This window comes from Pseudenterobacter timonensis (assembly GCF_900021175.1).
In the GTDB taxonomy this organism is placed as follows: domain Bacteria; phylum Pseudomonadota; class Gammaproteobacteria; order Enterobacterales; family Enterobacteriaceae; genus Enterobacter; species Enterobacter timonensis.
Map to the genome: position 1 here is coordinate 327,347 of NZ_FCOP01000013.1, position 21,903 is coordinate 349,249.

Genomic DNA, 21,903 nt, shown 5'->3' on the forward strand with positions numbered 1-21,903 from the left:
GTTAAATCAAGGACTAAGTTTAAAAAATTACGCAAAAAGAAAGGTATTTATTGTGCTTACGCATTTTAATCCTTTCTTACATATTCCTAAGATTTTTCCTAAATCGACGCAACTCTACTCGCGCGCCCTAATACATACAATGCAGCCTTGCTGGAATTTTAAAAAAAGTGTGATGGTCGTCACATAATTAACCCTAATATTTGTTAGAAATCCATCAGCGAGACTTCTAATTTGCCCGTTTTTTATACAAAGCTGGCACGATTCTATTCTGAATCATCGAATACTCATGCATAAGGGGCGCCATCTTGTTATGACGGTGAACTAAGCAAGAGAAATTTGAGAAAAGTGGCGGAAAGGCAAGTTTCTTTAATAGAAACAACAAACTTTTATGTATACAATCAAATGGTTAAGCTAATAACAACTTTAAACAGTTGACAATCGTTATCATAACAAAATCGATTATGGCTTTTTAAAACCATTTAACGTTTCTGGCGGACATTTGTTAAATTTAAGTTAAGTATTTAATTTTGGTCAACTTGCTGCCGTTAACAGTTATTCTTTTGATAAGAATAATTAATGAATATTTATGATAACCATCACATTCCTGTCATTTTGCCTACTTGCGGCGCAGGCGGAATCGCGCTAATGCTGAAGTATGTTCCGCAAAAAAGCGTAGAGAGGCGATGAATGAGTTATTCCCATCTGCTTGTTTCTGTAGCTGTTTCCCCTGAAAGCCACCGGCTGGTGGCGAAAGCGGTGTCGATCGCGCGCCCGCTCAACGCCAGAATAAGCCTGATCACCCTCGCCGCCGAGCCGGAGATGTATAACCAGCTGGCCGCGCCGATGCTGGAAGATATACGGGATCTGTTGCAGGAGGAGACGAAACGCTTTCTGGCGGAGCTGGTGGAAAGTGCGGATTACCCGATAGAGAACACCTTTATCGCCACGGGCGAACTGAGCCAGCAGATCCTCGATCTCTGCGCCAGGCGGCGGGTCGATCTCGTGATCTGCGGCAATCATAACCAGAGCTTTTTCTCGCGCGCCGCCTGTTCAGCGAAGGCGATTGTCAGCGCAAGCCAGGTGGATGTGCTGCTGGTGCCCCTCGGGAACGGCTAAGGCTCCCGGGGGCGTCCCATCAGGCCAACTTAGGGAAGGTTGCGACCTTTTTTTGCAGATTGCTCTCCGCGCTGCGGGGCGTTATACGCCCGAGGTCGCTGATAAAGCGGGCCTGCCAGTTGTTAATATCGTTTTCACGAATCACCTTCATCATATCGGCATGGCGTGAAATACGCTCCGTCAGCGGCATATCCAGCGCCCGGTGCAGGGCGTTGGCCACATCGTCACGGTCATAGGGGTTAACGAGCAGCGCCGAGGTGAGCTCGTTGGCCGCGCCCGCGAACTGGGAGAGCACCAGCACCCCCGGGTTCTTCGGATCCTGCGCGGCGACATACTCTTTCGCCACCAGGTTCATCCCGTCGCGCAGCGGCGTCACCAGCCCCACCTCCGCATAGCGGAAGACCTTCATCAGCACCTTGCGGTCAAAGTGCTGGTTGAGGTAGTAGAGCGGCGTCCAGCCCAGCTGACCGTAGCGGCCGTTAATGCGCCCCGCTTCGGTCTCCAGCGTGTGGCGGATATCCTGGTAAGCCTGCACCTCCCCACGGGAGGTCGGCGCAATCTGCGTATAGCGGATTTTACCGTGATGCTCCGGATATTTTTCCAGCAGCGTCTCGTAGGCGAGGAAACGTTCCGGCAGCCCTTTGGAGTAATCCAGACGTTCCACCGAAAAGATGTTTTTGACGTTTTTCAGCTCTTCTTTCAGCTGCGCCAGCTTGGGCGGCAGCGGACCGGCGGCATCGGCGGCAATCTCATCCGGTTCGATACCGATAGGATAGACCTCGGTGCGGAAATTTTTGCCCCAGGCGCTGTGCGACTTGCCTTCATGCGTGGTCAGACGCGTTTTGCCCGACAGGCTGTCGAGGAAGGCCAGACGATCGTTTTCAGTCTGGAAGCCCAGCAGATCGTAATCGCAAAGCTGTTCCAGCAGCTCCTCATGCGGCGGCAGCGCGTTGAAGATTTCCGGCGTCGGGAAAGGAATATGCAGGAAGAAGCCGATGCGGTTATTCACCCCCCGCTTTCGCAGTTCGCTGGCGAACGGCAGCAGATGGTAATCGTGGATCCAGAGGGTATCATCCTCTTCAATCAACGGCAGCAGCTTGTCCGCCAACAGCGCGTTGACGCGGCAGTAGCCCTCCCAGGACTCACGCTGGAAATTGACCAGGTCGAGGCGATAGTGGAATGCCGGCCAGAGCACGGCGTTGGAGAACTGCGAATAGTACTCGTCGTAATCCTTTTCGCTCAGGTTAAACGACGCCCAGGTAATATTGTCCTGCGTCACCTTTTTTAACGGCTGATCCTCATTGCCAATCTCTCCGCTCCAGCCAAACCACAGACCGCCAGCTGCCTTTAACGCGCCTAATACGCCCACCGCCAGGCCACCTGCGCTGGCTTTTTTATCGTCCGGTGGTGCGATACGGTTAGATACTACGACTAAGCGACCCATAATGATTTCTCCTGTTGTTATTCGCTATTTGTTGTTGTTGCTGGTTAGCGACTTCAGTAATCCACTGCCAAACGCTCGCCACACTGGCGAGACGCCATTTGGCTGCGGTTTCACCCAATCCAACCTTTATTGAAACGCCGCCTGCTTCATTGACGACGTTAAATCCATACTCATCCGTAAGGTCATCCCCGACAAACACCGGCGTCCTGCCTTTAAATGGCGCTTCGGCCATAAATGCGACCAGCGCCTCCCCCTTGTTAATCCCTCTTGGCTTTATCTCGACCACACATTTCCCCGGCTGGAGCGCCAGACGATCGCTCGCCTCAACGATTGACTGCGCCAGGCTGATAATTGCCTGCTCATGTTCCGGCGCCTGGCGGTAGTGCAATGCGAAGGCCATCCCCTTCGGCTCAAGCTCGGTGCCCGGCAGCATCGACAGCGCAGTAGAAAGCCGCGCATGCAGCGACTTAATCAACGCCTCGGGAAGCGTAACGATATGCGTGTTGCCATGGATGTCGCGGCGCTCGGCTCCGTGTACCCCGGCAAGCGGGAAGCGATAAGGTCTGGCGAGCGAATCAAGCTCGGCCATGGAACGCCCTGATATCAATGCCAGCGCTCCCTGATTCATCTCTGAGAGCTGATGAAGCGCCCGCAGGACATCGGCGGGTACGGCTACCTGATCGGGATGCGGTTTGATCTCGGCAAGCGTGCCGTCGAGGTCAAAGAAAAAGGCCAGATTTTCGGATAATACAGGCGGTACGGCTAACGTGTCTGCCACCCTTTCCTCCTTACAGTTGATTGAGACAGGAAAACAGCCCCTGTCTCTGGCAATGTAAGTATAGACAGTGTGACGCTGCTCGCCATTTGACAAACCGCCTTTTCTGGTCCACCGCGGGCGATTCAGGCGAGCAGCTGTGGGTAAAAAACCGTACAAATTGTCGTCAGCAGAGAGTCAGACTGTACGTTTCGATTTTTGCTTGTAACGGTCGAATATCACGGCTGCCAGCAGGATCAGGCCGCGAACCACGTACTGGGAGAATGGTGAAATATTCAACAGGTTCATAGCGTTCTCGACGGTGCCCAGAATCAGGATACCCGCCACCACATATGAGATTTTTCCTATGCCTCCCTTGAGCGAAACGCCCCCTAACACGCACGCTGAGATGACGATCAGCTCATAGCCGATGGAGGTCATCGGCTGACCGCTGGTCATACGCGAGGCGAGGATAATCCCCGCAGCGGCAGAAACGAGGCCAGAGAGGATAAAGATAATAATCTTAGTGCGGACCACCGGGACGCCCGCCAGCCGCGCCGCCTCTTCGTTGCCGCCAATTGCCAGCGTATTGCGGCCAAAGGTGGTGCGGTTAAGCAAAAAGCCAAAAATAATCAGGCAGGCCACCGTCAGCCAGATGGGCGCCGGCAGGCCGAGCCAGTTGGCGTAACCGAGCGTAAAGAAGCGCTCATCTTCAATCCCCACCGCTTTACCGTCGGAGATGATATAGGCCAGGCCGCGCACGATCTGCATGGTGGCAAGGGTGGTGATCAGGGCGTTGATCTTCAGCCGGGCAATCACAAAGCCGTTGACCAGCCCGCTGGCGACACCCAGCAGCAGCCCCGCCAGCACGCCGATCCAGAGGCTTTCGGTGAGGTTAATCACCACCGCCGTGGTGACCCCGGCGCAGGCGATAACCGACGCGACCGACAGGTCGAAATCACCCGAGGCGAGGCAGAACAGCATACCGCAGGCCACCATGCCGGACATGGAGATCGCCAGCCCCAGCCCCTTCATGTTGACGAAGGTGGCGAAGTTCGGCACAAAGATGGCGCAGGCCACAAAGAGGACGGCAAAAACCACCAGCATCCCATACTGGTCCCAGATGCGCCCGATGCTGAAAAACGATTTCGGCGCGCGCGAGGTCGTAACAGAGGACATCATTAACTCCTTACTCAGGCAACCGCCTGGCTGACTTTAGGCATGGCGAGGCTTAGCGCCTGCTGCTCATTCGCCTCTTCGTGTAATAGTTCACCGGCAATTTCCCCTTCACGCATCACCACGATGCGGTCGGCAACGCCCAGCACTTCGGGCAGGTCGCTGGAGGCGAACAGCACCGCAACGCCGCGCTGCGCCAGCGCGTAAATCACGTTATAGATTTCGTGTTTGGCCCCCACGTCGATGCCGCGCGTCGGCTCATCCAGCAGAATCACCTTCATCTCCTCCGACAGCCAGCGCCCAAGGATCGCCTTCTGCTGATTGCCGCCCGAGAGGTTCATGATCAGCTGTTCGGCGCCGGGGGTTTTAATATTGAGCGAGCGGATGTGGTGCGCCGCGTTGCTCTCCTCCCAGCCGTCATTGATCAGGCAGCCCGCGCGAATGTACTTGCGACGCGCTGAGATGTTGATGTTGTCCTGCACCGAATGAACCGGAATAATCCCCTCGGCCTTGCGATCTTCAGGACAGAGCATCATTCCCGCCCGGATAGCGTGCGCCGGCTTCTGGATATCCACCGGCTGCCCGTCGATATAGACCTGCCCGCCAGTAATGCGCGTACCGCCAAACAGCCCTTTCATCAGCTCGCTGCGCCCGGCTCCCACCAGGCCAAACAGGCCGACAATTTCGCCGCTGCGCACCGTCAGGCTTATCGGCTGGCGTACCCCTTTGGCCTTGACGTTCTCCAGCCGCAACCGCTCGCTCCCCTGCTGCCTCGGCTGCCAGTGGTAGATATCGCCCAGGTCGCGTCCCACCATCGCCTGCACCAGCTGATCGTGATCCACCTGCTGCATATCGGTAAAGGTACGTACGTAACGCCCGTCCTTAAAAACGGTGATGGCGTCGCTGAGGGCAAAGATCTCCTCCATGCGGTGGGAGACGTAGAGAATGACCCGCCCCTCTTTGCGCAGTTCGCGGATCACCCGGAAGAGGTTTTCGATTTCACGCGCCGAGAGAGAGCTGGTGGGCTCGTCAAAAGCGATAATTTTGGCGTTCCGCGCCAGCGCCTTGGCGATCTCCACCATCTGCCACTGGCCGATGGAGAGATATTTCAGCGGCGTTTGCGGATCGATATCCAGCCCCAGATGTTTAAGCTGTAACCCCGCCTCATAGTTGAGCAGCGAGCGATTCACAAAACCGCCCTTGTGAGGCAACTGCCCCAGGTAGATATTCTCCGCCACCGTCATTTCAGGCACCAGGTGCAGCTCCTGATAGATAATAGCGACCCCGGCGTTAAGCGCCGCCGTGGTATCCGCGAAGGCTACCTCCTGCCCGCGGATCGCCAGCGTGCCGGTGGTCGGGGTATAGTTGCCGCTGAGGATTTTTAAGAGCGTGGATTTCCCCGCGCCGTTCTCCCCCATCAGGGCGTGAACCTGCCCGGGGTAGCAGTCGAAGCTGATATCGGTTAACGCGTTAACGCCGGGGAACGTTTTACCGATGCCGCGAAACGAGAGGTACGGTTCAGACTGTTGCATAACGTCTCCGTGATTCCAGTGAGCTGCGCCAGCGCGCCTCTGTCCGGGGCGCGCCAACGCTATCCATTACTTGCCGCCTAATCCTTTTTTCGCCAGCTCCTCTTTGAAGTTATCGCGGGTAATCAGCACCACGTCGGTCACTTCGGTGAATTTCGGCGGCTCAGCATCTTTGGTCACCCAGTTGTAGAGCATTTCGCTGGATTTATAGCCATGCACGTCCGGGCTGGGGAGCAGCGAACCGTAGAAGCCGGTCGCCTGCGCTTTTGACAGCTCGCTCACCGCGTCAACGCCATTAATGCCGATACCAATCACGTCTGCCGCCTTGAAGCCCTGCCCTTCGGTGGCGCGCACGCCGCCCAGCACGGTGTTGTCATTCATCCCCACCACCAGCCAGTGTTTGACCTCAGGGTGCTGCACCAGCATGGAGTTCGCGGCATCGAACGCGCCGGGAATATCGTTGGATTTGGTCGGTACTTTATAGATCTGTTTTTCCGGGAAACCGGCCGCTTTGAGCGCATCCATCGATCCGGTGGTACGACGGCGGGCGGTATCCAGCTCATCGGCGGTAATCGCCATCACGCCGGTCTCTTTGACATCCCAGCCGCGTTTCTGCATCTCTTTATAGAGCTCCTGCCCCTGGCGCTCGCCAATTTTGGTGGCCGCCATCATCACCAGCGGAACGGTATCCATCGGCTTGCCTTTGGCGTTAACGAACTGGTCGTCCACCGCGATCACCTTCATATCGTAACCGCGAGCTTTAGCGACAATCGCCGAGCCAAGTTTCGGGTCGGGGGTGCAGATAACAAAGCCCTTCGCGCCGCTGGCCGCTAGGCTGTCAATAGCGTTCAGCGTCTTTTCGCCGTCCGGTACGGCGATTTTAATTACGTCGAAACCTAAATCTTTGCCCGCCTTATCGGCAAATTTCCATTCTGTCTGAAACCACGGTTCTTCCGGCTGTTTAACCAGAAAACCGAGTTTTAAATTTTCCGCCATAGCGGATTGTGACATAACAGCAGCCAGTCCAATGGCCGCCAGCGCTTTAGTAAATTTGTGCATGGTTGACTCCAGCTTCAGCATTTTTTTATGCAGGGATTATTTTCACGCTTCTGGTTTATTCAGTCTTAAAACAAGGGATTAGCGCTCGCCTTGAAATAAGAGGTAATACTGGCAGTAGTTTTAGCGGGAAATTAATCATCCATAAGAGAGCGACATCACACCGCAGAATTACAGTAAATGCGTACATAAATTCAGCGGAAAATGACATAATGCGGAAGATATTTGTCAGACAAATACGTCAGGGCAAAGCAGAATGATCCATAAGCGTAGCCAGTCAATCCTTGTACCGGGCGACGACGCGCCCGGGTGATTACCAGCGATAATAGATGTGATCGGCGTGATCGCGTACCGGCGCCTCATCGCCCAGCAGTCGTGCCGAGAGCGTAAAGGCAAAATCAAAAACATGGCCCAGCCCTTTGCCGCTGAGCAGGTTTTGGTCCTCGACAACCGGCGCGTCTGTATATTCCCCGTCGGGAATGGTCTGCCAGAGATCGCCGGAACAGACGTAGCGGCGCCCTTTCAGCAGCCCGTTCCCCCCCAGCACGCGCGCGGCGGCGGAGCAGATGGGGCAGATAAGCTTGTTGGCCTCATCGTGCGCTTTGACAAAACGCACCACCTCCGGGCTGGCAGCCAGATTAACGCTCCCCTGTGGGCCTCCCGGCAGCACAACCGCGTCATAGAGCTCGCTGCTGCGTTCCGCCAGCGTATGATCGGCCACCATGGGTATAGAATGATAACTCACCACCGCCCGGGTCTCCGCGCAGGCCAGGGTATCGACCTCTATATGCAAACGACGCAGAATATCGATCGTCACAATCGCTTCCGCCTCTTCAAACCCGGGTGCCAGCAGTACCGCTACCTTCGCCATCCTTCACCTCTCAATTAATTAAAACATCGTTTCATTCTTTCAAATGGTGAAACGGTAAACCTGTGTCTGGATCACGTTTTTGTCCCTTTGCGAAAAATTGATCTAAAGCGCTATTTATAGGAATTTTCGCATAAGCAAAAATGGATATTTTCAACAATGCTTCATTACGTTCCCGCTTCGGATAAATCCTGTAGCGATAATGTAAGTGCGAGCTTCATCAGTCCCTTAGCAGCGAATCGTTTCGCAAAGAGAAATAACTCTCTTTTAAAGGGGTTAGCGACCGGGAACAGGGTTATTAATGTTTAGAAGGGTTACATCCTGTTATTATCATTTGTAATGGAACGTAAACCCAATTGGTTAAGACTTTTCTCACTCTGGATTTAGCGCTATTCTCATTTTATTGACTTCAGAATAGCGGTTTGCGGCCGTCTGCTTCTGGCGCGCCCGGTATTTATTCTGCGGTGAAATGTCTCTCTACATAAATAAGGATATTTTTATGGCTGCTTCAGGAATGATTCAGAAACTCAACGCGCAAATGAACCTCGAGTTTTACGCATCTAATCTCTATTTGCGCCTGAGCGACTGGTGTTCAGAACATAGCCTCAACGGTTCAGCGGCTTTTCTGCGCACCCAGGCGCAGAGCAACGTCACACATATGATGCGCGTTTTCGATTATATGAAGCATGTCGGCGCTAACCCAATCGTGAAGGCGATCGACATGTCCGATGAAGATTACTCTTCGCTGGAAGAGTTATTTCTGAAAACGATGGAAGATTACGAAAAACGCTGTGCGACCTTAAACCAGCTCGCTGAAGAAGCAAAAGCCCTGCATGACAGTTCCACCTTTGACTTTATTCAGGATATCGAAAAAGAGCAGCGGCGGGATGGGCAGTTGTTAAAAACCGTTCTGGATGAAGTACGTAGCGCCAAACATGCCGGACTGGGCATGGTGCAGACTGACCGTTACCTGCTCAACAGAGTTAACGACCAGCGTCATTAATCCCCCTTTCGGGATCTCCTCATTACGCCCTCTCTGACAGAGGGCGCCTTCTGACGGGCCAGCGGCGAAGCGCTCCTCTTCCTCCGGCCCGCGTTTTGCAAAAAACGTATCTATTTTTAAAACATGGGTTTATTTTAATGTGACTCGCTCTGCGGCGTGAACTTCATATCGATCAGCGCAATGGCTTTTTGAATGGCGCGCACCGTTACCGGATCGGCCGCGGCGGGATGACGGGTGAAATCGATGTTTTTAAGCTGAGTGGACATCTTCTCGCGCACTTCTACCGGCGCGATAACGTCCAGTACATCCAGAATCTGTTTGATGACCAGCTGGCAGGCGACAACGTCAGAGACCAGTTCCTGATCGGCGTGTTGATTTTGCGACATAAGCTTCTCCTGTTTTAAAGGCCGCCATAGTAGCAAAACCCGCAGCGAAACATCTGCGCTATCGCTGTGGCAGACGTAAAAAAACCTGCCGAAGCAGGTTTTTTTATCAGAACATAGCGCCTGGGGGTACGTCTTTAAAAGTGTTGCAATAGTTAGCCCACATGCTTTTCAGGATTTTGCGAAATTTCATGGTCATGATGCTCCAGCGATTTGTTATGCAGGTGTTATTGTCTGTCCGCATATAATATGATCGCCCTCACAAAAATCAATGGTTATGTGACCTTTATCACGCTTGAAAAAGCAGCAAGCTGGTCGGATTGTTAAATTTTATCGAATAAAATCCGTCACTTACGCACATATAAATTCCAGTAAATTTTTATAAAATAATTTGAAACGGCGAAAAACAATGAGTGAAAACCCTTGCGGACAAGAGAGGCGCGGGCTCTCTCCGGCGGCCCTGCTGGTTGCCGGGGCGTTCTTTATGGAGTTTCTCGACGGCACCGTGATTGCCACCGCCCTGCCTGATATGGCAAGGAGCTTTGGCGTCCGGGCGGTGGATCTTAACATTGGCATTAGCGCCTACCTGATTACGCTCGCCGTACTGATCCCCGCCAGCGGCTGGATTGCCGACCGCTTCGGCGCGCGCAAGGTCTTTACGCTGGCTTTAGCGCTCTTTACCCTCGCCTCGGTGCTCTGCGGCCTTAGCACCTCGGTCGATCAGTTTGTCGCCATGCGCATATTACAGGGGGTGGGCGGCGCGCTGATGGTGCCGGTGGGCCGTCTGACGGTGCTGCGCACCACTCCCCGGCATCAGCTTATCACCGCCATTGCCACCCTGACGTGGCCCGCGCTGGTAGCGCCCATTATCGGGCCACCGCTCGGCGGGTTTATCACCCGCTACGCCAGCTGGAACTGGATCTTTTTCATTAATCTGCCGCTGGGGCTGCTCGCGATTGCGCTGGCGCTGCGGATCATTCCCGATCTGCACGAGGATACGCGCCGTCCGTTCGACCTTCCGGGGTTCCTTGCCACAACGCTCGCGATGGTGAGCCTGGTCTGTGGGATGGAGCTTCTGGGCGGGGAACAGATGCGGAGCGCCACCGTTCTGGCGCTGCTGATCACCGGCAGCCTGGCGCTGGGCTGGGCCATTCGCCACTTTCGCCGGACGCCATGGCCGATGATCCGTCTGGATGCGCTGGCGGTGCAGACCTTTCGCGTCACGATGTATGGCGGCTCGCTGTTCCGGGCCTCCATTAGCGCCGTCCCCTTTCTGCTGCCCCTGCTGTTTCAGGTGGGCTTTGGGATGGATGCGTTTCATTCCGGGCTGCTGGTGCTGGCGGTGTTTGTCGGTAATCTCACCATCAAACCCGCCACCACGCCGCTTATTCGCGCGTTAGGATTTAAGCGCCTGCTGCTGATAAACGGCGCGCTCAACGTGATCGCCCTCCTCGCCTGCGCGTTCCTGACGCCCCAAACCCCGGTCTGGCTGATAATGCTGCTGCTCTGTCTTGGCGGGGTATTCCGCTCCGTTCAGTTTACCGCCGTCAGCACCCTCGCCTTTGCCGATGTACCTTCGTCGCAAATGAGTTACGCCAATACGCTTTTCTCCACCGCCACGCAGCTGGCGGTCGGGCTTGGCATTACGCTTGGGGCAATTGGGATTCGGCTTGGCGAACAGATAAGCGGGCTGCTGGGGCTGGCCGCCCTCCCGGGAATCGGTTTTCGGCTGGCCTTTGTCTTTATCGCGCTGATCTGTCTGCTGGGTATGGCGGATACCCTGCGATTAAGCCGGGATGCAGGAAGTGCGGTTTCCAGGAAAGGATAAAAGAATAAAGCCAGCAAAGCTGGCTTTGGGATTAACCGACGATACCGCGAACGAACGCTTCGATCTCTTTATCCTGGCAGTTTTCAAAGAAGCACTGCTGGAAACGCGGGCCGGATACGGCGGTCTTCACCAGTTCCGGGTCGATGGCGCGCAGGGTGTCGAGGTAGTTCTCTTTCACCACCGCCGCTTTCACCTGGTTGAGGATCCCGGCGTTACGCACCTGTGGCTCTTTACGCTCCGGCGGATAGCCCTCGCCTTTACGGCCAGTGAACGCTTTTTCAAAAATAAAGCGCACGTTCAACTCCGCGCCCCAGCCAAAGCCTTTGGCAAACGGCAGAGAGAGCGCGTTACCGTTGTTGATCTGGGCAAAGAGGAACGCGTCCGCCGGATCGATGCAGTAGCCGCAAATGACGCCCGGGTGGATGTTAAGAGACATCAGCGCGCCCTGGCCGGTGCCGCAGCCGGTTACAACAAAATCAACGGCTTTTGAATTTAAAAGAATGCTCGCCATAATGCCCAGATGGATGTAGGTGAGGTGATGATCGTTCTCGTCACTCATCCCCACGTTGTAGACCGGGAAGCCTTTTTCGTCTGCCACGCCCTTCAGTTCATTAAGGATGACAGCGTTTTTGCTCGCCTGGCTGTTTTCCATCATCAGTGCAATTTTCATTCTTCATCTCCTGAATACGTTGCGGTAGACCCGCCATGGATAACTCATCGCTTAAACCTTACTATCTGGCAAACATACTTTCAAATTAAATGAAATTTTGTTTTAAAAAATAAAGAGGCGCTCACAAAATCCCACTTCGCTCTGTAGCGCTGCGGCCTCTTCGCCTCGTCGCGAAGAGAAACGGTGCTTTACGCGGCTATTCAGGCCATTGCCCGCCCGCTTGCGCGGTAGGATAACCCGTTACCATTCACACAGGGCACGTCATGAAAAAAGTAAGTTTTGCCGTTGCGCTTCTGCTGCTGGCGGGCTGCAGCGTCACCCGGGAGGCGACGGTGAGCAGCATGGATGCGCCGGGCGGTATCGTCAGGCTGGAAGCAGGACAGGCTATGCTGCAGGATACCCGTTACGATGAGTATGTCACCCACGGCACCGCGACCCGCGCCTGTCAGTCGATGGGCTATTCAACGGCGACAAGCTATGGCGAGCCGGTGACCACCTGCACCCTTTTTAGCGGCTCGCTCTGTATGAACGAGAAGATCACCCTGCAATATAAATGCTCCTGGTCCGTCGCCCCGTCATCTACCCCAGCCGCCTATTAACTCGCCTGCCAGCCTGGCGCTGGCAGGCTCTTTATTAATATTCTCAATAATTCTCGTTTATATTTTCCGTCATTGCCAATGCGTGTTATTCCCATTCGTATTTTTAATAATTCAGATATTTATTTTACCTTTTGCAAATAAATAAATAACAAATTATAGTGGCGCTCTTTCCTGCCCTGAAAATAAAATGGAGTTGCCGCATGTTGAAACCTGAAATGATTAATAAGCTCAACGAGCAAATGAACCTGGAGCTTTACTCCTCTCTGCTTTATCAGCAGATGAGCGCCTGGTGCAGCTTTCACAGTTTTGAAGGGGCGGCGGCGTTTCTGCGTCGCCACGCGCAGGAAGAGATGACCCATATGCAGCGCCTGTTCGACTATCTTAACGATACCGGCAGCCTGCCCCGCATCGAAAACGTGGCCTCGCCTTTTGCAGAGTATGCTTCTCTCGACGCCCTCTTTCGCGCAACCTACGAGCACGAGCAGCTGATCACGCAAAAAATCAATGAACTGGCGCATGCCGCCATGAGCAGCCAGGACTACCCGACCTTTAATTTCCTGCAGTGGTATGTCGCAGAGCAGCATGAAGAAGAGAAGCTGTTTAAATCGGTGATCGATAAACTGACGCTGGCGGGTAAATCGGGAGAAGGGCTCTACTTTATCGACAAAGAGCTCGCGACGCTGGATGCGCAAAACTAATTCTGATAGTGCCGGTTCGCCGGCACTTTGTATTTCGCAACACGCTTCCTTCCGCGCAACGCCGCTTCCGATTTACCGCCTGATGTCATCAGAAAATAACTTTCCCGCAGCTTCACTATAAAACTTTGGTTCACGCTCCCTCTTTTTTCGGGGCAGCACAGAGACAGCCTCAGCCCTTTCCAGAACGATCCCTCGCAATATCGTAAAGATATCAATACACTATCTGTAACGGTGATTTGACGAGATTACGCTTTTCCCTTACCCTGCGCCGCAGAAACGGTTGTGTTACAGAATCGCTACAGAGGAAAGAGTGAAAAACAGAACGCTTGGAAGTATTTTTATCGTGGCGGGCACCACGATTGGCGCAGGAATGCTTGCCATGCCGCTTGCGGCGGCGGGCGTTGGCTTTGGGGTTACGCTGCTGTTGTTAGGCGGTCTGTGGGCGCTGATGTGCTATACGGCGCTTCTGCTGCTGGAAGTCTATCAGCATGTGCCCGCCGATACCGGGCTGGGGTCGCTCGCCGCGCGCTATCTTGGCCGTTACGGACAATGGCTCACCGGGCTGAGCATGCTCTTTCTGATGTATGCCCTTACGGCCGCCTATATTAGCGGCGCGGGGGAGCTTATCGCCTCCAGCGTGAACGATGGATGGGGTATGGCTCTCAGCCCGTCGTCTGGCGCCCTGCTTTTTACTCTGGTGGGCGCTGGCGTGGTGTGCGTCGGCACCTCGTTGGTGGATCTCTTTAATCGTTTTCTTTTCAGCGCCAAAATTATCTTCCTGGTGGTGATGCTGGCCCTGCTGGCCCCGCACGTTCACCATATCAACCTTCTGACGCTGCCGCTGGAAAAGGGGCTTGCCCTCTCGGCCATTCCGGTGATTTTTACCTCCTTCGGTTTTCACGGCAGCGTGCCCAGCATCGTGAGCTACATGAACGGCGACACCCGCAAGCTGCGCTGGGTTTTTATCACCGGCAGCGCGATCCCGCTTATCGCCTATCTCTGCTGGCAGCTGGTTACCCTGGGCAGCATTGATCCTGCCACCTGGGGAGGATTAATGGCGCAGCACGCCGGTCTGAACGGCTTTTTAGGAGCGCTGCGGGAAGTGGTTGCCTCACCGCACGTGGAGCTGGCGGTACATCTGTTTGCCGATCTGGCGCTGGCCACCTCCTTCCTGGGAGTGGCGCTGGGGCTGTTTGACTACCTGGCGGATCTTTTCAGGCGGCGTAATACCGTGGCGGGACGTCTCCAGACGGGAGCCGTTACCTTTCTGCCGCCGCTGGCCTTCGCGCTCTTTTATCCGCGCGGATTTGTGATGGCGCTGGGCTATGCGGGTGTGGCGCTCTCTGTCCTGGCGCTGCTGCTCCCGGCCCTGCTGGCGTGGAAAAGCCGTCAGCGCTATCCCGGCGCGGGCTACCGGGTCGCGGGCGGCAAGCCAATGCTTTGCCTGGTCCTTATCTGCGGGATCGTGGTGATCCTGGTGCAGTGTTTAATTACCACCGGACATCTGCCCGCCGTGGGGTAAAAAAATGGGCTCTCAGGAGCCCGTTTTATTAATGCAGGCAGCAGCTTTTAAACTTTTTACCGCTACCGCAGGGACAGGGATCGTTGCGGCCCACTTTCGCGCCGTTCACCAGCGGCTGCGCTTTAGCGACGGCCTGCGGGTTTTCGGCCCAGTAGTGATAGAGGCGCAGCGCCGCAGGGCGGATACCCTCTACACTCGCCATATACTCCTCTTCCGTCATCTCATCCACGCGCGTGCTTTTCTCATCGCTGCTGTGCAGCGCGATATGCTCCAGGTCGGCTTTACGCTCCGCCGGCAGGGTTGACCAGTCGGTCAGCGCTACGCCGCGCATGTAGCCGTAGCACCACTCTTCAACGACCACCCACTCCTGGCCATCCACCTCGTTATAGCCAAACACCGGCTCAAACTGATCGGGATAGTCGCTAAGGCGTTCGGCGATATCGTTCATATGCTTGAAGCAGAGATCGATAAAGCGGTTCATCTCCCGATCGTTTTTCCAGCGCGGAATATACTTTTCCCCGCCCCACATAGCCACCAGCCAGACATCAGGCTCCACCACAACGGGCCCGGAGAGGATAGCGGTGAGCATCCCGTCAAGCTCTGACACATCAATCAACGAGGCCTCTTCATGACCGTAAGTGGTTAACGTCTCTTCAAGCCACGCCAGTTCGCTTTCATTTAATGGGCCTTCAGACATGGTCATTCTCCTGCGCAATATTATGTGGGGTGGGAGGGTAACACAGAAAAAAGGTAACGATTCGCTTTTGCCTGGGTTATTTCTGTCGGGTCAGGGCCTGACAGAACTCTAGCTTCGACTATGGCCTTCCCGGTTTAATAAGGTCTCTGGAAAAAGGGAACTGGCCACGCCAATCAGCAGGTATTCCAGAAAAGTGAGCCGGGTCGGTCCAAATTCCGGCCAGATGCCCGTATCATTTCTGTTCCAGGCTTTACACCAGAATCTAATCTCTTGCTTTAACTGGGGCTTTTCCGCCGGATAAGCGACAAACAGGCTCTCCGCCCAACGCTGGTATTTTATGGTCATGTGTCTGGCATCATGGCCGGGCAACACGATCGCGCTCAGATCTCCGATATGATACTGATAATTATCGCCCCAGCGGGCAAATTTATCTTTCACCCTTGCCACATCTTTGATATTGGCTGAAATAAGGTTAGTACGACCTTTCGATTCCGTCTTACCAATATAGAGCGGTAAGACTTCGTCCTGGTGGCAGGTAAACATCATATAGATGAGCCCGTCATACTGCTCGCGTTGATGCAAAATATCGTCTGTAAGGATCGCCGTTTGCGCGATTACGTTTGCCTCCATCGACTCACTACGTGCAAGGATATTTCTGACGTTAGTTCTGCCTGATTTTCGGATACGCACCATAAATTGCGGATCGATATCGAAGAGAGGAGCGCTATTTTCAATAATATGCTGGTTGTGACAGAAGTCATCCCATAGCGCCTTGCGTTGGTTAACAACCTGCTTTGTTGACATTTTTAACTTTTCTACCTGCTATCTTTTTTCCTGATGATATCATCGCGGGATTCGATAAACCGCTTTTACTCACAGGTAAACCATGAAAGCCAGCCAGACCCTTTATGGCAGTATTACGCTCCAGGCCATTGAACTTATCAGAGCAGGCTCATCTCCCGTGGAGGCCTGGCTTCGCGCGGTCAGCGGAAAAGAGAAAGGTTGCCCAAAATCAGCCTTTCTAAGCCTGTGTCAGTTTGGGTGGGTAAAAAATGTTCCGAGGGGATTGTACCTTTCTCCGCAAGCGTTAAATGGAACGAATAAAGAGTATACGATTCGTGCAGCACAAATTGTAATGGCTGACACAGAGGCAACGCATACGCCACCTCAGCTATGGAAACGTAGCATCTCCGGCCTGCCCCATCCTCCTGCTAATCATAACCAGCAAATGAATGTCGTACTTGCGCTTAAAGAGGCGGGCGTGCTTGTTAAGGGAGATATACCGTAATAGCGCCGAATAAAATAGGGACAAAAACAAAAAAACCACCTTTCGGTGGTTTCACGACACTGCTTATTGCTTTGATTATTCTGGCTTTCCCCAATGGTACCCGGAGCGGGACTTGAACCCGCACAGCGCGAACGCCGAGGGATTTTAAATCCCTTGTGTCTACCGATTCCACCATCCGGGCTCGGGAAGAAAGTGGAGGCGCGTTCCGGAGTCGAACCGGACTAGACGGATTTGCAATCCGCTACATAACCGCTTTGCTAACGCGCCTTAAATCTGTTGTCTTTCGACCAGCACCCGCTATCGCCGATGCTTTAAACTGGAGCGGGAAACGAGACTCGAACTCGCGACCCCGACCTTGGCAAGGTCGTGCTCTACCAACTGAGCTATTCCCGCATTTTCAAGCTTTTGCTAATCGCTTGATTTTATTATCGTCTGGCAATCAGTGCCGCCGTTCGATGCGTTGCATTCTACTGATATGATCTTTTGAGTCAACGATATTTTTTGCCTGTCAGGATCGTTTGCTGAAATTTACGGCGAAACGATCACTGATCAAGCAAATCCCCCCGCGCAGCGTTCAGATATTGCAGCATAGACCACAATGTCAGTACCGCCGCGACCCACAGCAGGCCAATTCCTGCCCACTCCACCAGCGCGTTCGGACGCCAGAGCATCCACACCAGCGCCGCCATTTGCGCCGTGGTTTTAACTTTACCGATCCAGGAGACCGCCACGCTGCTGCGCTTGCCGAGCTCCGCCATCCATTCGCGCAGCGCGGAGATAATAATCTCGCGGGCGATCATGGTTGCCGCCGGCAGCGTCACCCACCAGGTATGATAGTGTTCAGCCACCAGCACCATGGCGATTGCCACCATCACCTTATCCGCTACCGGATCGAGAAAGGCGCCAAAACGGGTGCTCTGGTTCCAGCGGCGCGCCAGATAGCCATCAAACCAGTCCGTCACTGCCGCGATAAGAAAGATGAGCGCGCAGGCAAAAGGAGCCCACACGAACGGTAGATAGAACGCCAGTACAAAGAATGGAATCAGTACAACGCGAAAAAGCGTGAGCAACGTAGGGATATTCAATCGCATAGTGACGGTAACTGTTTGTTGTCAGTAAAATTTAGCTCTATGTTGCTACAGAGCCCTTAATGTTTCAACGAGTAGTAGATCTTTTCTGCCAGCCCTTGCGAAATACCTGGCACTTTTGCGATTTCCTCTACGCTGGCGTTAAGTAATCCTTGCAATCCGCCCATGTACTTCAGCAGCATCTGCCGACGTTTTGGCCCGACCCCCTCTATCGTCTCCAGCGTACTGGTATTTTTGACCTTCGCCCGTTTCTTGCGATGGCCGCTGATCGCGTGATTATGCGATTCGTCGCGAATATGCTGGATAACATGCAGCGCCGGAGAGTCTGGCGGCAGGCTTACCCCCTCCCCTTCGGGTTCGAAGAAGAGCGTCTCCAGCCCGGCTTTACGATCGGTGCCTTTCGCCACGCCAAGCAGCAGCGGATGCGCTTTATCCCAGGAGACGTCCAGTTCAGCAAAAACCGCCTTCGCCTGCCCCAGCTGCCCTTTCCCGCCGTCGATAAGAATGACGTCCGGGATCTTACTCTCTTCGATTGCTTTACCGTACCGCCGACGCAGCACCTGGTTCATCGCCGCGTAATCATCCCCCGGCGTGATGCCGGTAATGTTATAGCGGCGGTACTCCGCCCGCAGCGGGCCGTTGGCGTCAAAGACCACGCAGGAGGCCACGGTTTGCTCCCCCATCGTATGGCTGATATCGAAACACTCCATCCGCTTCACTTCAGGCAGCTTTAAAAAGGTTGCCAGCGCGGCAAGCCGCTGGTGGATGGTGGACTGCTGCGACAGCTTCGTGGTCAACGCCGTGGCGGCGTTGGTGCGGGCCAGCTTAAGATAGCGGGCGCGATCGCCGCGCGGTTTGGTCTGCACGTTTACGCGTCGCCCCGCCAGCGCGGAGAGGGAGTCCGCCAGCAGGGTTTTATCGTCAAGGCTGAAGTCGAGAAGGATCTCGGAGGGCAGCGTGCGCATCTGGCTTCCCTGCAGATAAAACTGGCCGACAAAGGTTTCCACCACTTCCCCAAGCTCGGTGCCGCCCGGCACTTTTGGAAAGTAGCTGCGGCTGCCCAGCACTTTGCCCTGGCGGATAAAGAGCACGTGGACGCAGGCCATGCCGGCATCGAAGGCCACGCCGATCACATCCAGATCGTCGCCATTGTTGGAGACGAACTGTTTTTCCGTCACGCGCCGCACCGCCTGGATCTGGTCGCGGATGCGGGCCGCCTCTTCAAAGTTCAGCGCCTGGCTCGCCTTCTCCATGCGTTCAATCAGCTGGGTTAAGACCTGATCGTCTTTCCCGGCGAGAAAGAGGCGCACATACTCCACCTGCTGCGCATACTCCTCTTCGCTCACCAGCCCCTCCACGCAGGGCCCCAGGCAGCGTCCAATCTGGTATTGCAGGCAGGGGCGGGAGCGGTTGCGATAGACGCTGTTCTCACACTGGCGAATAGGGAAGATTTTTTGCAGCAGCGCCAGCGTCTCGCGCACGGCGTAGCCGTTCGGGAAGGGGCCAAAGTACTCCCCTTTCGCATGTTTAGCGCCACGGTGCATCGCCAGCCGGGGGTGGGTGTCCCCGCTCAGGAAGATGAACGGATAGGATTTATCGTCGCGCAGCAGCACGTTATAGCGCGGCTGGTACAGTTTGATGTAGTTATGCTCCAGCAGCAGCGCCTCCGTCTCCGTATGGGTAACGGTGACATCAATCTGCTGGATCTGCGCCACCAGCGCCTCGGTTTTGCGCGAAGCGAGATTAGAGCGGAAGTAGCTGGAAAGGCGTTTTTTGAGATCTTTCGCCTTTCCCACGTAGATTACCGTACCGCCTGCGTCATACATACGGTAGACGCCCGGCTGGCTGGTTACGGTTTTAAGAAAAGATTTTGAATCGAACACGTCACTCACTGACTGGTTAGGGTCTCCGCATTGCACAGACCATGACGGATGGCCAGGTGAGTGAGTTCGACATCGCCATGAATGTTCAGTTTACTGAACATACGGTAGCGGTAGCTGTTCACCGTTTTCGGGCTGAGATTCAGCTGCTCAGAAATCTCATTCACCTTTTGGCCTTTGGTTATCATCAGCATAATCTGCAATTCACGCTCAGACAAACTGGCGAACGGTGATTCTGTCTTTTGCGGCTCAATCTGACTTAACGCCATCTGCTGCGCAATATCCGACGCGATATAGCGCTGCCCTGCGTGCACGGAGCGAATGGCATTCACCACCTCCTGCGGCGCGGCCCCTTTGCTCAGGTAGCCTGCCGCCCCGGCCTGCATCACTTTGGCAGGCAGCGGGTTCTCCGTATGGACGGTCAACATAATGACTTTCGTATCCGGGCAGGCGCGGGCAATTTTGCGGGTAGCTTCAAGCCCGCCGATACCAGGCATACTCATATCCATCAGCACGACATCGGCGAAATTGGCGCGACACCATTTGACGGCATCTTCACCGCAGCAGGCTTCGCCCGCAACTTTAATACCTTTTATATCTTCAAGAATGCGACGTATCCCTGCGCGCACCAGTTCGTGGTCATCAACAAGAAGGACGTTGATCAAAGGAAACTCTCCAGAATAGGGATAACGCTATCGACGGCTTAATTTCACTTATATTAACGGTTTTCCTCGCAACTTTAAAACGTTAAAAACGTCGTTAATCGGCCTGGTTCGCGTTTTTGGAAATTACTTTTTACAGTAGTAGAAAAGCACTTTCCAGGCGTACCAAGCTTTGTCGGCCATTTTTAATCGCCTGTTTTCGAAGAGTTACGAAAAAGTTCCAGTTCAAAATAAGATAAAAAAAGCGGCCTCTTTTTTGTAACAATGATTAACCAGACAACAACAAACAATAAACACTTCCGTTTAAGCACCGTTATAAAAGTTTATATAAAATACATGTTTAACAAAATAAGGAGGCGGGAGAAAAGTACAAAAATCAACCTCTGCTTTTTTTTCGCAAGCTTGTGGTATACTCCCGCGCCTTATCGTTCATCGTCGCGCTTAAGCGCCGTAACATTGAGAGGAAAATAAATGAGCACCCCTGAATTCGCCACTGCGGAGAATAACCAACAACTGGCGCAGGAAGTCTCCTGCCTGAAAGCGCTGCTGACCCTGATGCTTCAGGCAATGGGCCAGGCTGATGCGGGCCGTGTGATCATTAAAATGGAAAAGCAAATTGCACAAATGGAAGCCTCTGGCCAGGCTGACGTATTTGCCAGCACCGTTAAGCAAATTAAACAGGCTTACCGTCAGTAAAAAAGAAACGGCTGAAAGCGTGATGCATTCAGCCGTTTTTGTGTCTGGCACGCAGAACCGGTTCTCTGTCAGATAAGCCCCGTCGCGGCGGCATAGCAGGCAATTTGTGTTTTATTCGGCGCGTTAAATTTCTTTTGCATATTTTTCTGGTGAAAGTTCACGGTATTCTCTGAAATAGAGAGGATGATCGCAATTTCGGCCGACGTTTTCCCTTCCGCTGTCCATTTCAGTATTTCTTTTTCACGCTTGCTGAATTTCATCTCAGGCGGCATCACCATATCATCTTCAAAACGCAGCAGCGTGGTGAGCGCCATTTGCACCAGCATCTGCAGACGCAGCTCAATCTCTTCTTTATCCAGCGCGCCATTCGCTTGCTGCCTCCCGGAGACGGAGAGGAAGCCGAGCGCGTGGTTAGGCAGCATCATGCACTGTGTGATGCCTTTACGCAGGCCGTGGTCGCGTGCGCCATCCCATAACGGCTGGGCGTCAACGAAGAGTTCATCAGTCCACGGAAGATGCCCGTGCACATAATTTTCCCGTTTTAATACCGGATCGATAGCATAATAATTTTCCGACTGATATTGCGCCAGCCACTCGGCTGGATAGCTGGAACGGACGGAAATTTTGGGACGCGTAAACGGCACAGGATGCCGGACGCACAGGGCGTAATAATCAAATTCAAGATGACAGGTTTGTTGCTGAAGCTCCTGAAACACCTCGTCCGCTGTGGTCATTGCTTTAAACCGGAGGGCGCAATCCCGTCGCCATGTAAAAAAGTCTATATCATTCATACCAAACGAATGAAACCCCTTCGCGTTAATCATTATTTTCGTGAATATAACCTAACACATAAATCATATTTATATATAGAAAATATCGACCCAACGCCGATTAACTACGGCTTTTATGCGGTCTCTGTCGATGATTCAGCAGAAATGAATGGCTA

Annotated in this window: 24 protein-coding genes and 3 tRNA genes; 9 read left to right on the forward strand and 18 right to left on the reverse strand. The window is 53.9% G+C overall.

The window, feature by feature from the left end; translation table 11 throughout:
* Positions 1-687 precede the first annotated feature (687 nt).
* Positions 688-1,116 (forward strand): universal stress protein UspC, encoded by a 429-nt coding sequence (uspC, locus tag BN3796_RS16930; protein ID WP_061709530.1) that lies wholly within the window; start codon positions 688-690, stop codon positions 1,114-1,116.
* Between the two features lie 19 nt (positions 1,117-1,135).
* Here the strand turns inward: uspC and otsA are convergent, their stop codons facing one another.
* The 6 genes from otsA to BN3796_RS16960 all read right to left on the reverse strand — a co-directional run bounded on the left by otsA (position 1,136) and on the right by BN3796_RS16960 (position 7,946).
* Positions 1,136-2,560, reverse strand: coding sequence for an alpha,alpha-trehalose-phosphate synthase (otsA, locus tag BN3796_RS16935; protein WP_061709531.1), 1,425 nt, complete (start codon positions 2,558-2,560; stop codon positions 1,136-1,138).
* Positions 2,535-3,338 carry a trehalose-phosphatase gene (otsB, locus tag BN3796_RS16940; protein WP_061709532.1) on the reverse strand — a complete coding sequence of 268 codons (804 nt, stop codon included), beginning with the start codon at positions 3,336-3,338 and terminating at the stop codon, positions 2,535-2,537. Before otsB ends, otsA begins: the two co-directional genes overlap by 26 nt.
* 174 nt (positions 3,339-3,512) lie before the next feature.
* The gene (gene araH, locus BN3796_RS16945; protein ID WP_061709533.1) at positions 3,513-4,493 is read right to left on the reverse strand and encodes an L-arabinose ABC transporter permease AraH; all 981 of its coding nucleotides are present in this window, start codon (positions 4,491-4,493) and stop codon (positions 3,513-3,515) included.
* Positions 4,494-4,507: 14 nt separating this feature from the next.
* Positions 4,508-6,022, reverse strand: a complete 1,515-nt coding sequence (araG, locus tag BN3796_RS16950) for an L-arabinose ABC transporter ATP-binding protein AraG (RefSeq protein ID WP_061709534.1) — start codon at positions 6,020-6,022, stop codon at positions 4,508-4,510.
* A 66-nt stretch (positions 6,023-6,088) separates the two neighbouring features.
* Entirely contained in the window at positions 6,089-7,078 is a 990-nt protein-coding gene (gene araF / locus BN3796_RS16955; protein ID WP_061710049.1) for an arabinose ABC transporter substrate-binding protein AraF, read from the reverse strand.
* A 310-nt stretch (positions 7,079-7,388) separates the two neighbouring features.
* Positions 7,389-7,946: a DJ-1/PfpI family protein gene (locus BN3796_RS16960; RefSeq protein WP_061709535.1), complete on the reverse strand. Its 558-nt coding sequence runs from the start codon at positions 7,944-7,946 to the stop codon at positions 7,389-7,391.
* 496 nt (positions 7,947-8,442) lie between these two features.
* On the opposite strand from BN3796_RS16960, the gene BN3796_RS16965 reads away from it, so the two are divergent.
* Positions 8,443-8,946, forward strand: coding sequence for a non-heme ferritin-like protein (locus BN3796_RS16965; protein ID WP_061709536.1), 504 nt, complete (start codon positions 8,443-8,445; stop codon positions 8,944-8,946).
* Positions 8,947-9,080: 134 nt separating this feature from the next.
* Here the strand turns inward: BN3796_RS16965 and BN3796_RS16970 are convergent, their stop codons facing one another.
* Together BN3796_RS16970 and azuC are read right to left on the reverse strand one after the other, a co-directional pair.
* Positions 9,081-9,332, reverse strand: a complete 252-nt coding sequence (locus BN3796_RS16970) for a DUF2766 family protein (RefSeq protein WP_061709537.1) — start codon at positions 9,330-9,332, stop codon at positions 9,081-9,083.
* A gap of 106 nt (positions 9,333-9,438) precedes the next feature.
* The gene (gene azuC / locus BN3796_RS20770) at positions 9,439-9,522 is read right to left on the reverse strand and encodes a stress response protein AzuC (RefSeq protein ID WP_148381824.1); all 84 of its coding nucleotides are present in this window, start codon (positions 9,520-9,522) and stop codon (positions 9,439-9,441) included.
* A 216-nt stretch (positions 9,523-9,738) separates the two neighbouring features.
* Here azuC and BN3796_RS16975 point away from each other — a divergent pair, with 216 nt between their 5' ends.
* Positions 9,739-11,157 (forward strand): MFS transporter, encoded by a 1,419-nt coding sequence (locus BN3796_RS16975; protein ID WP_061709538.1) that lies wholly within the window; start codon positions 9,739-9,741, stop codon positions 11,155-11,157.
* 31 nt (positions 11,158-11,188) lie between these two features.
* On the opposite strand, the gene BN3796_RS16980 is transcribed toward BN3796_RS16975, so the two are convergent.
* Entirely contained in the window at positions 11,189-11,827 is a 639-nt protein-coding gene (locus BN3796_RS16980; RefSeq protein ID WP_061709539.1) for an RpiB/LacA/LacB family sugar-phosphate isomerase, read from the reverse strand.
* A gap of 263 nt (positions 11,828-12,090) precedes the next feature.
* Here BN3796_RS16980 and yecR point away from each other — a divergent pair, with 263 nt between their 5' ends.
* From yecR to tyrP, 3 genes are all read left to right on the forward strand, one after another.
* A complete protein-coding gene (gene yecR / locus BN3796_RS16985) occupies positions 12,091-12,426 on the forward strand; it encodes a YecR family lipoprotein (RefSeq protein WP_061709540.1) in 336 nt (111 codons plus the stop codon).
* 200 nt (positions 12,427-12,626) lie between these two features.
* On the forward strand, positions 12,627-13,124 hold the full coding sequence (ftnA, locus tag BN3796_RS16990) for a non-heme ferritin (protein ID WP_061709541.1): 498 nt from the start codon (positions 12,627-12,629) through the stop codon (positions 13,122-13,124).
* Positions 13,125-13,494: 370 nt separating this feature from the next.
* The gene (tyrP, locus tag BN3796_RS16995; protein WP_238379243.1) at positions 13,495-14,646 is read left to right on the forward strand and encodes a tyrosine transporter TyrP; all 1,152 of its coding nucleotides are present in this window, start codon (positions 13,495-13,497) and stop codon (positions 14,644-14,646) included.
* A 28-nt stretch (positions 14,647-14,674) separates the two neighbouring features.
* Here the strand turns inward: tyrP and BN3796_RS17000 are convergent, their stop codons facing one another.
* The gene (locus BN3796_RS17000) at positions 14,675-15,343 is read right to left on the reverse strand and encodes a YecA/YgfB family protein (protein WP_061709543.1); all 669 of its coding nucleotides are present in this window, start codon (positions 15,341-15,343) and stop codon (positions 14,675-14,677) included.
* 108 nt (positions 15,344-15,451) lie between these two features.
* Positions 15,452-16,147, reverse strand: a complete 696-nt coding sequence (locus tag BN3796_RS17005) for a hypothetical protein (protein WP_061709544.1) — start codon at positions 16,145-16,147, stop codon at positions 15,452-15,454.
* A gap of 82 nt (positions 16,148-16,229) precedes the next feature.
* Between BN3796_RS17005 and BN3796_RS17010 the strand changes: the two genes are divergently transcribed.
* Positions 16,230-16,631 (forward strand): DUF6979 family protein, encoded by a 402-nt coding sequence (locus tag BN3796_RS17010; RefSeq protein ID WP_061709545.1) that lies wholly within the window; start codon positions 16,230-16,232, stop codon positions 16,629-16,631.
* A 94-nt stretch (positions 16,632-16,725) separates the two neighbouring features.
* On the opposite strand, the gene BN3796_RS17015 is transcribed toward BN3796_RS17010, so the two are convergent.
* The 6 genes from BN3796_RS17015 to uvrY all read right to left on the reverse strand — a co-directional run bounded on the left by BN3796_RS17015 (position 16,726) and on the right by uvrY (position 20,264).
* A tRNA-Leu gene (locus BN3796_RS17015) sits at positions 16,726-16,812 on the reverse strand.
* A 12-nt stretch (positions 16,813-16,824) separates the two neighbouring features.
* A tRNA-Cys gene (locus tag BN3796_RS17020) sits at positions 16,825-16,898 on the reverse strand.
* Between the two features lie 50 nt (positions 16,899-16,948).
* Positions 16,949-17,024: transfer RNA gene (locus BN3796_RS17025), tRNA-Gly, on the reverse strand.
* A gap of 149 nt (positions 17,025-17,173) precedes the next feature.
* Complete coding sequence (pgsA, locus tag BN3796_RS17030; RefSeq protein ID WP_061709546.1) at positions 17,174-17,722, reverse strand: CDP-diacylglycerol--glycerol-3-phosphate 3-phosphatidyltransferase; 549 nt, start codon at positions 17,720-17,722, stop codon at positions 17,174-17,176.
* 56 nt (positions 17,723-17,778) lie between these two features.
* Positions 17,779-19,611 carry an excinuclease ABC subunit UvrC gene (gene uvrC / locus BN3796_RS17035; RefSeq protein WP_061709547.1) on the reverse strand — a complete coding sequence of 611 codons (1,833 nt, stop codon included), beginning with the start codon at positions 19,609-19,611 and terminating at the stop codon, positions 17,779-17,781.
* Complete coding sequence (uvrY, locus tag BN3796_RS17040; protein ID WP_061709548.1) at positions 19,608-20,264, reverse strand: UvrY/SirA/GacA family response regulator transcription factor; 657 nt, start codon at positions 20,262-20,264, stop codon at positions 19,608-19,610. The genes uvrC and uvrY overlap by 4 nt, the downstream gene beginning before the upstream one ends.
* Before the next feature lie 401 nt (positions 20,265-20,665).
* On the opposite strand from uvrY, the gene BN3796_RS21260 reads away from it, so the two are divergent.
* Positions 20,666-20,746: a hypothetical protein gene (locus tag BN3796_RS21260; RefSeq protein WP_425606129.1), complete on the forward strand. Its 81-nt coding sequence runs from the start codon at positions 20,666-20,668 to the stop codon at positions 20,744-20,746.
* Entirely contained in the window at positions 20,733-20,957 is a 225-nt protein-coding gene (locus BN3796_RS17045; RefSeq protein WP_061709549.1) for a DUF2594 family protein, read from the forward strand. Before BN3796_RS21260 ends, BN3796_RS17045 begins: the two co-directional genes overlap by 14 nt.
* Before the next feature lie 68 nt (positions 20,958-21,025).
* On the opposite strand, the gene sdiA is transcribed toward BN3796_RS17045, so the two are convergent.
* Entirely contained in the window at positions 21,026-21,748 is a 723-nt protein-coding gene (gene sdiA, locus BN3796_RS17050) for a transcriptional regulator SdiA (protein WP_061710050.1), read from the reverse strand.
* Positions 21,749-21,903: the final 155 nt, after the last annotated feature.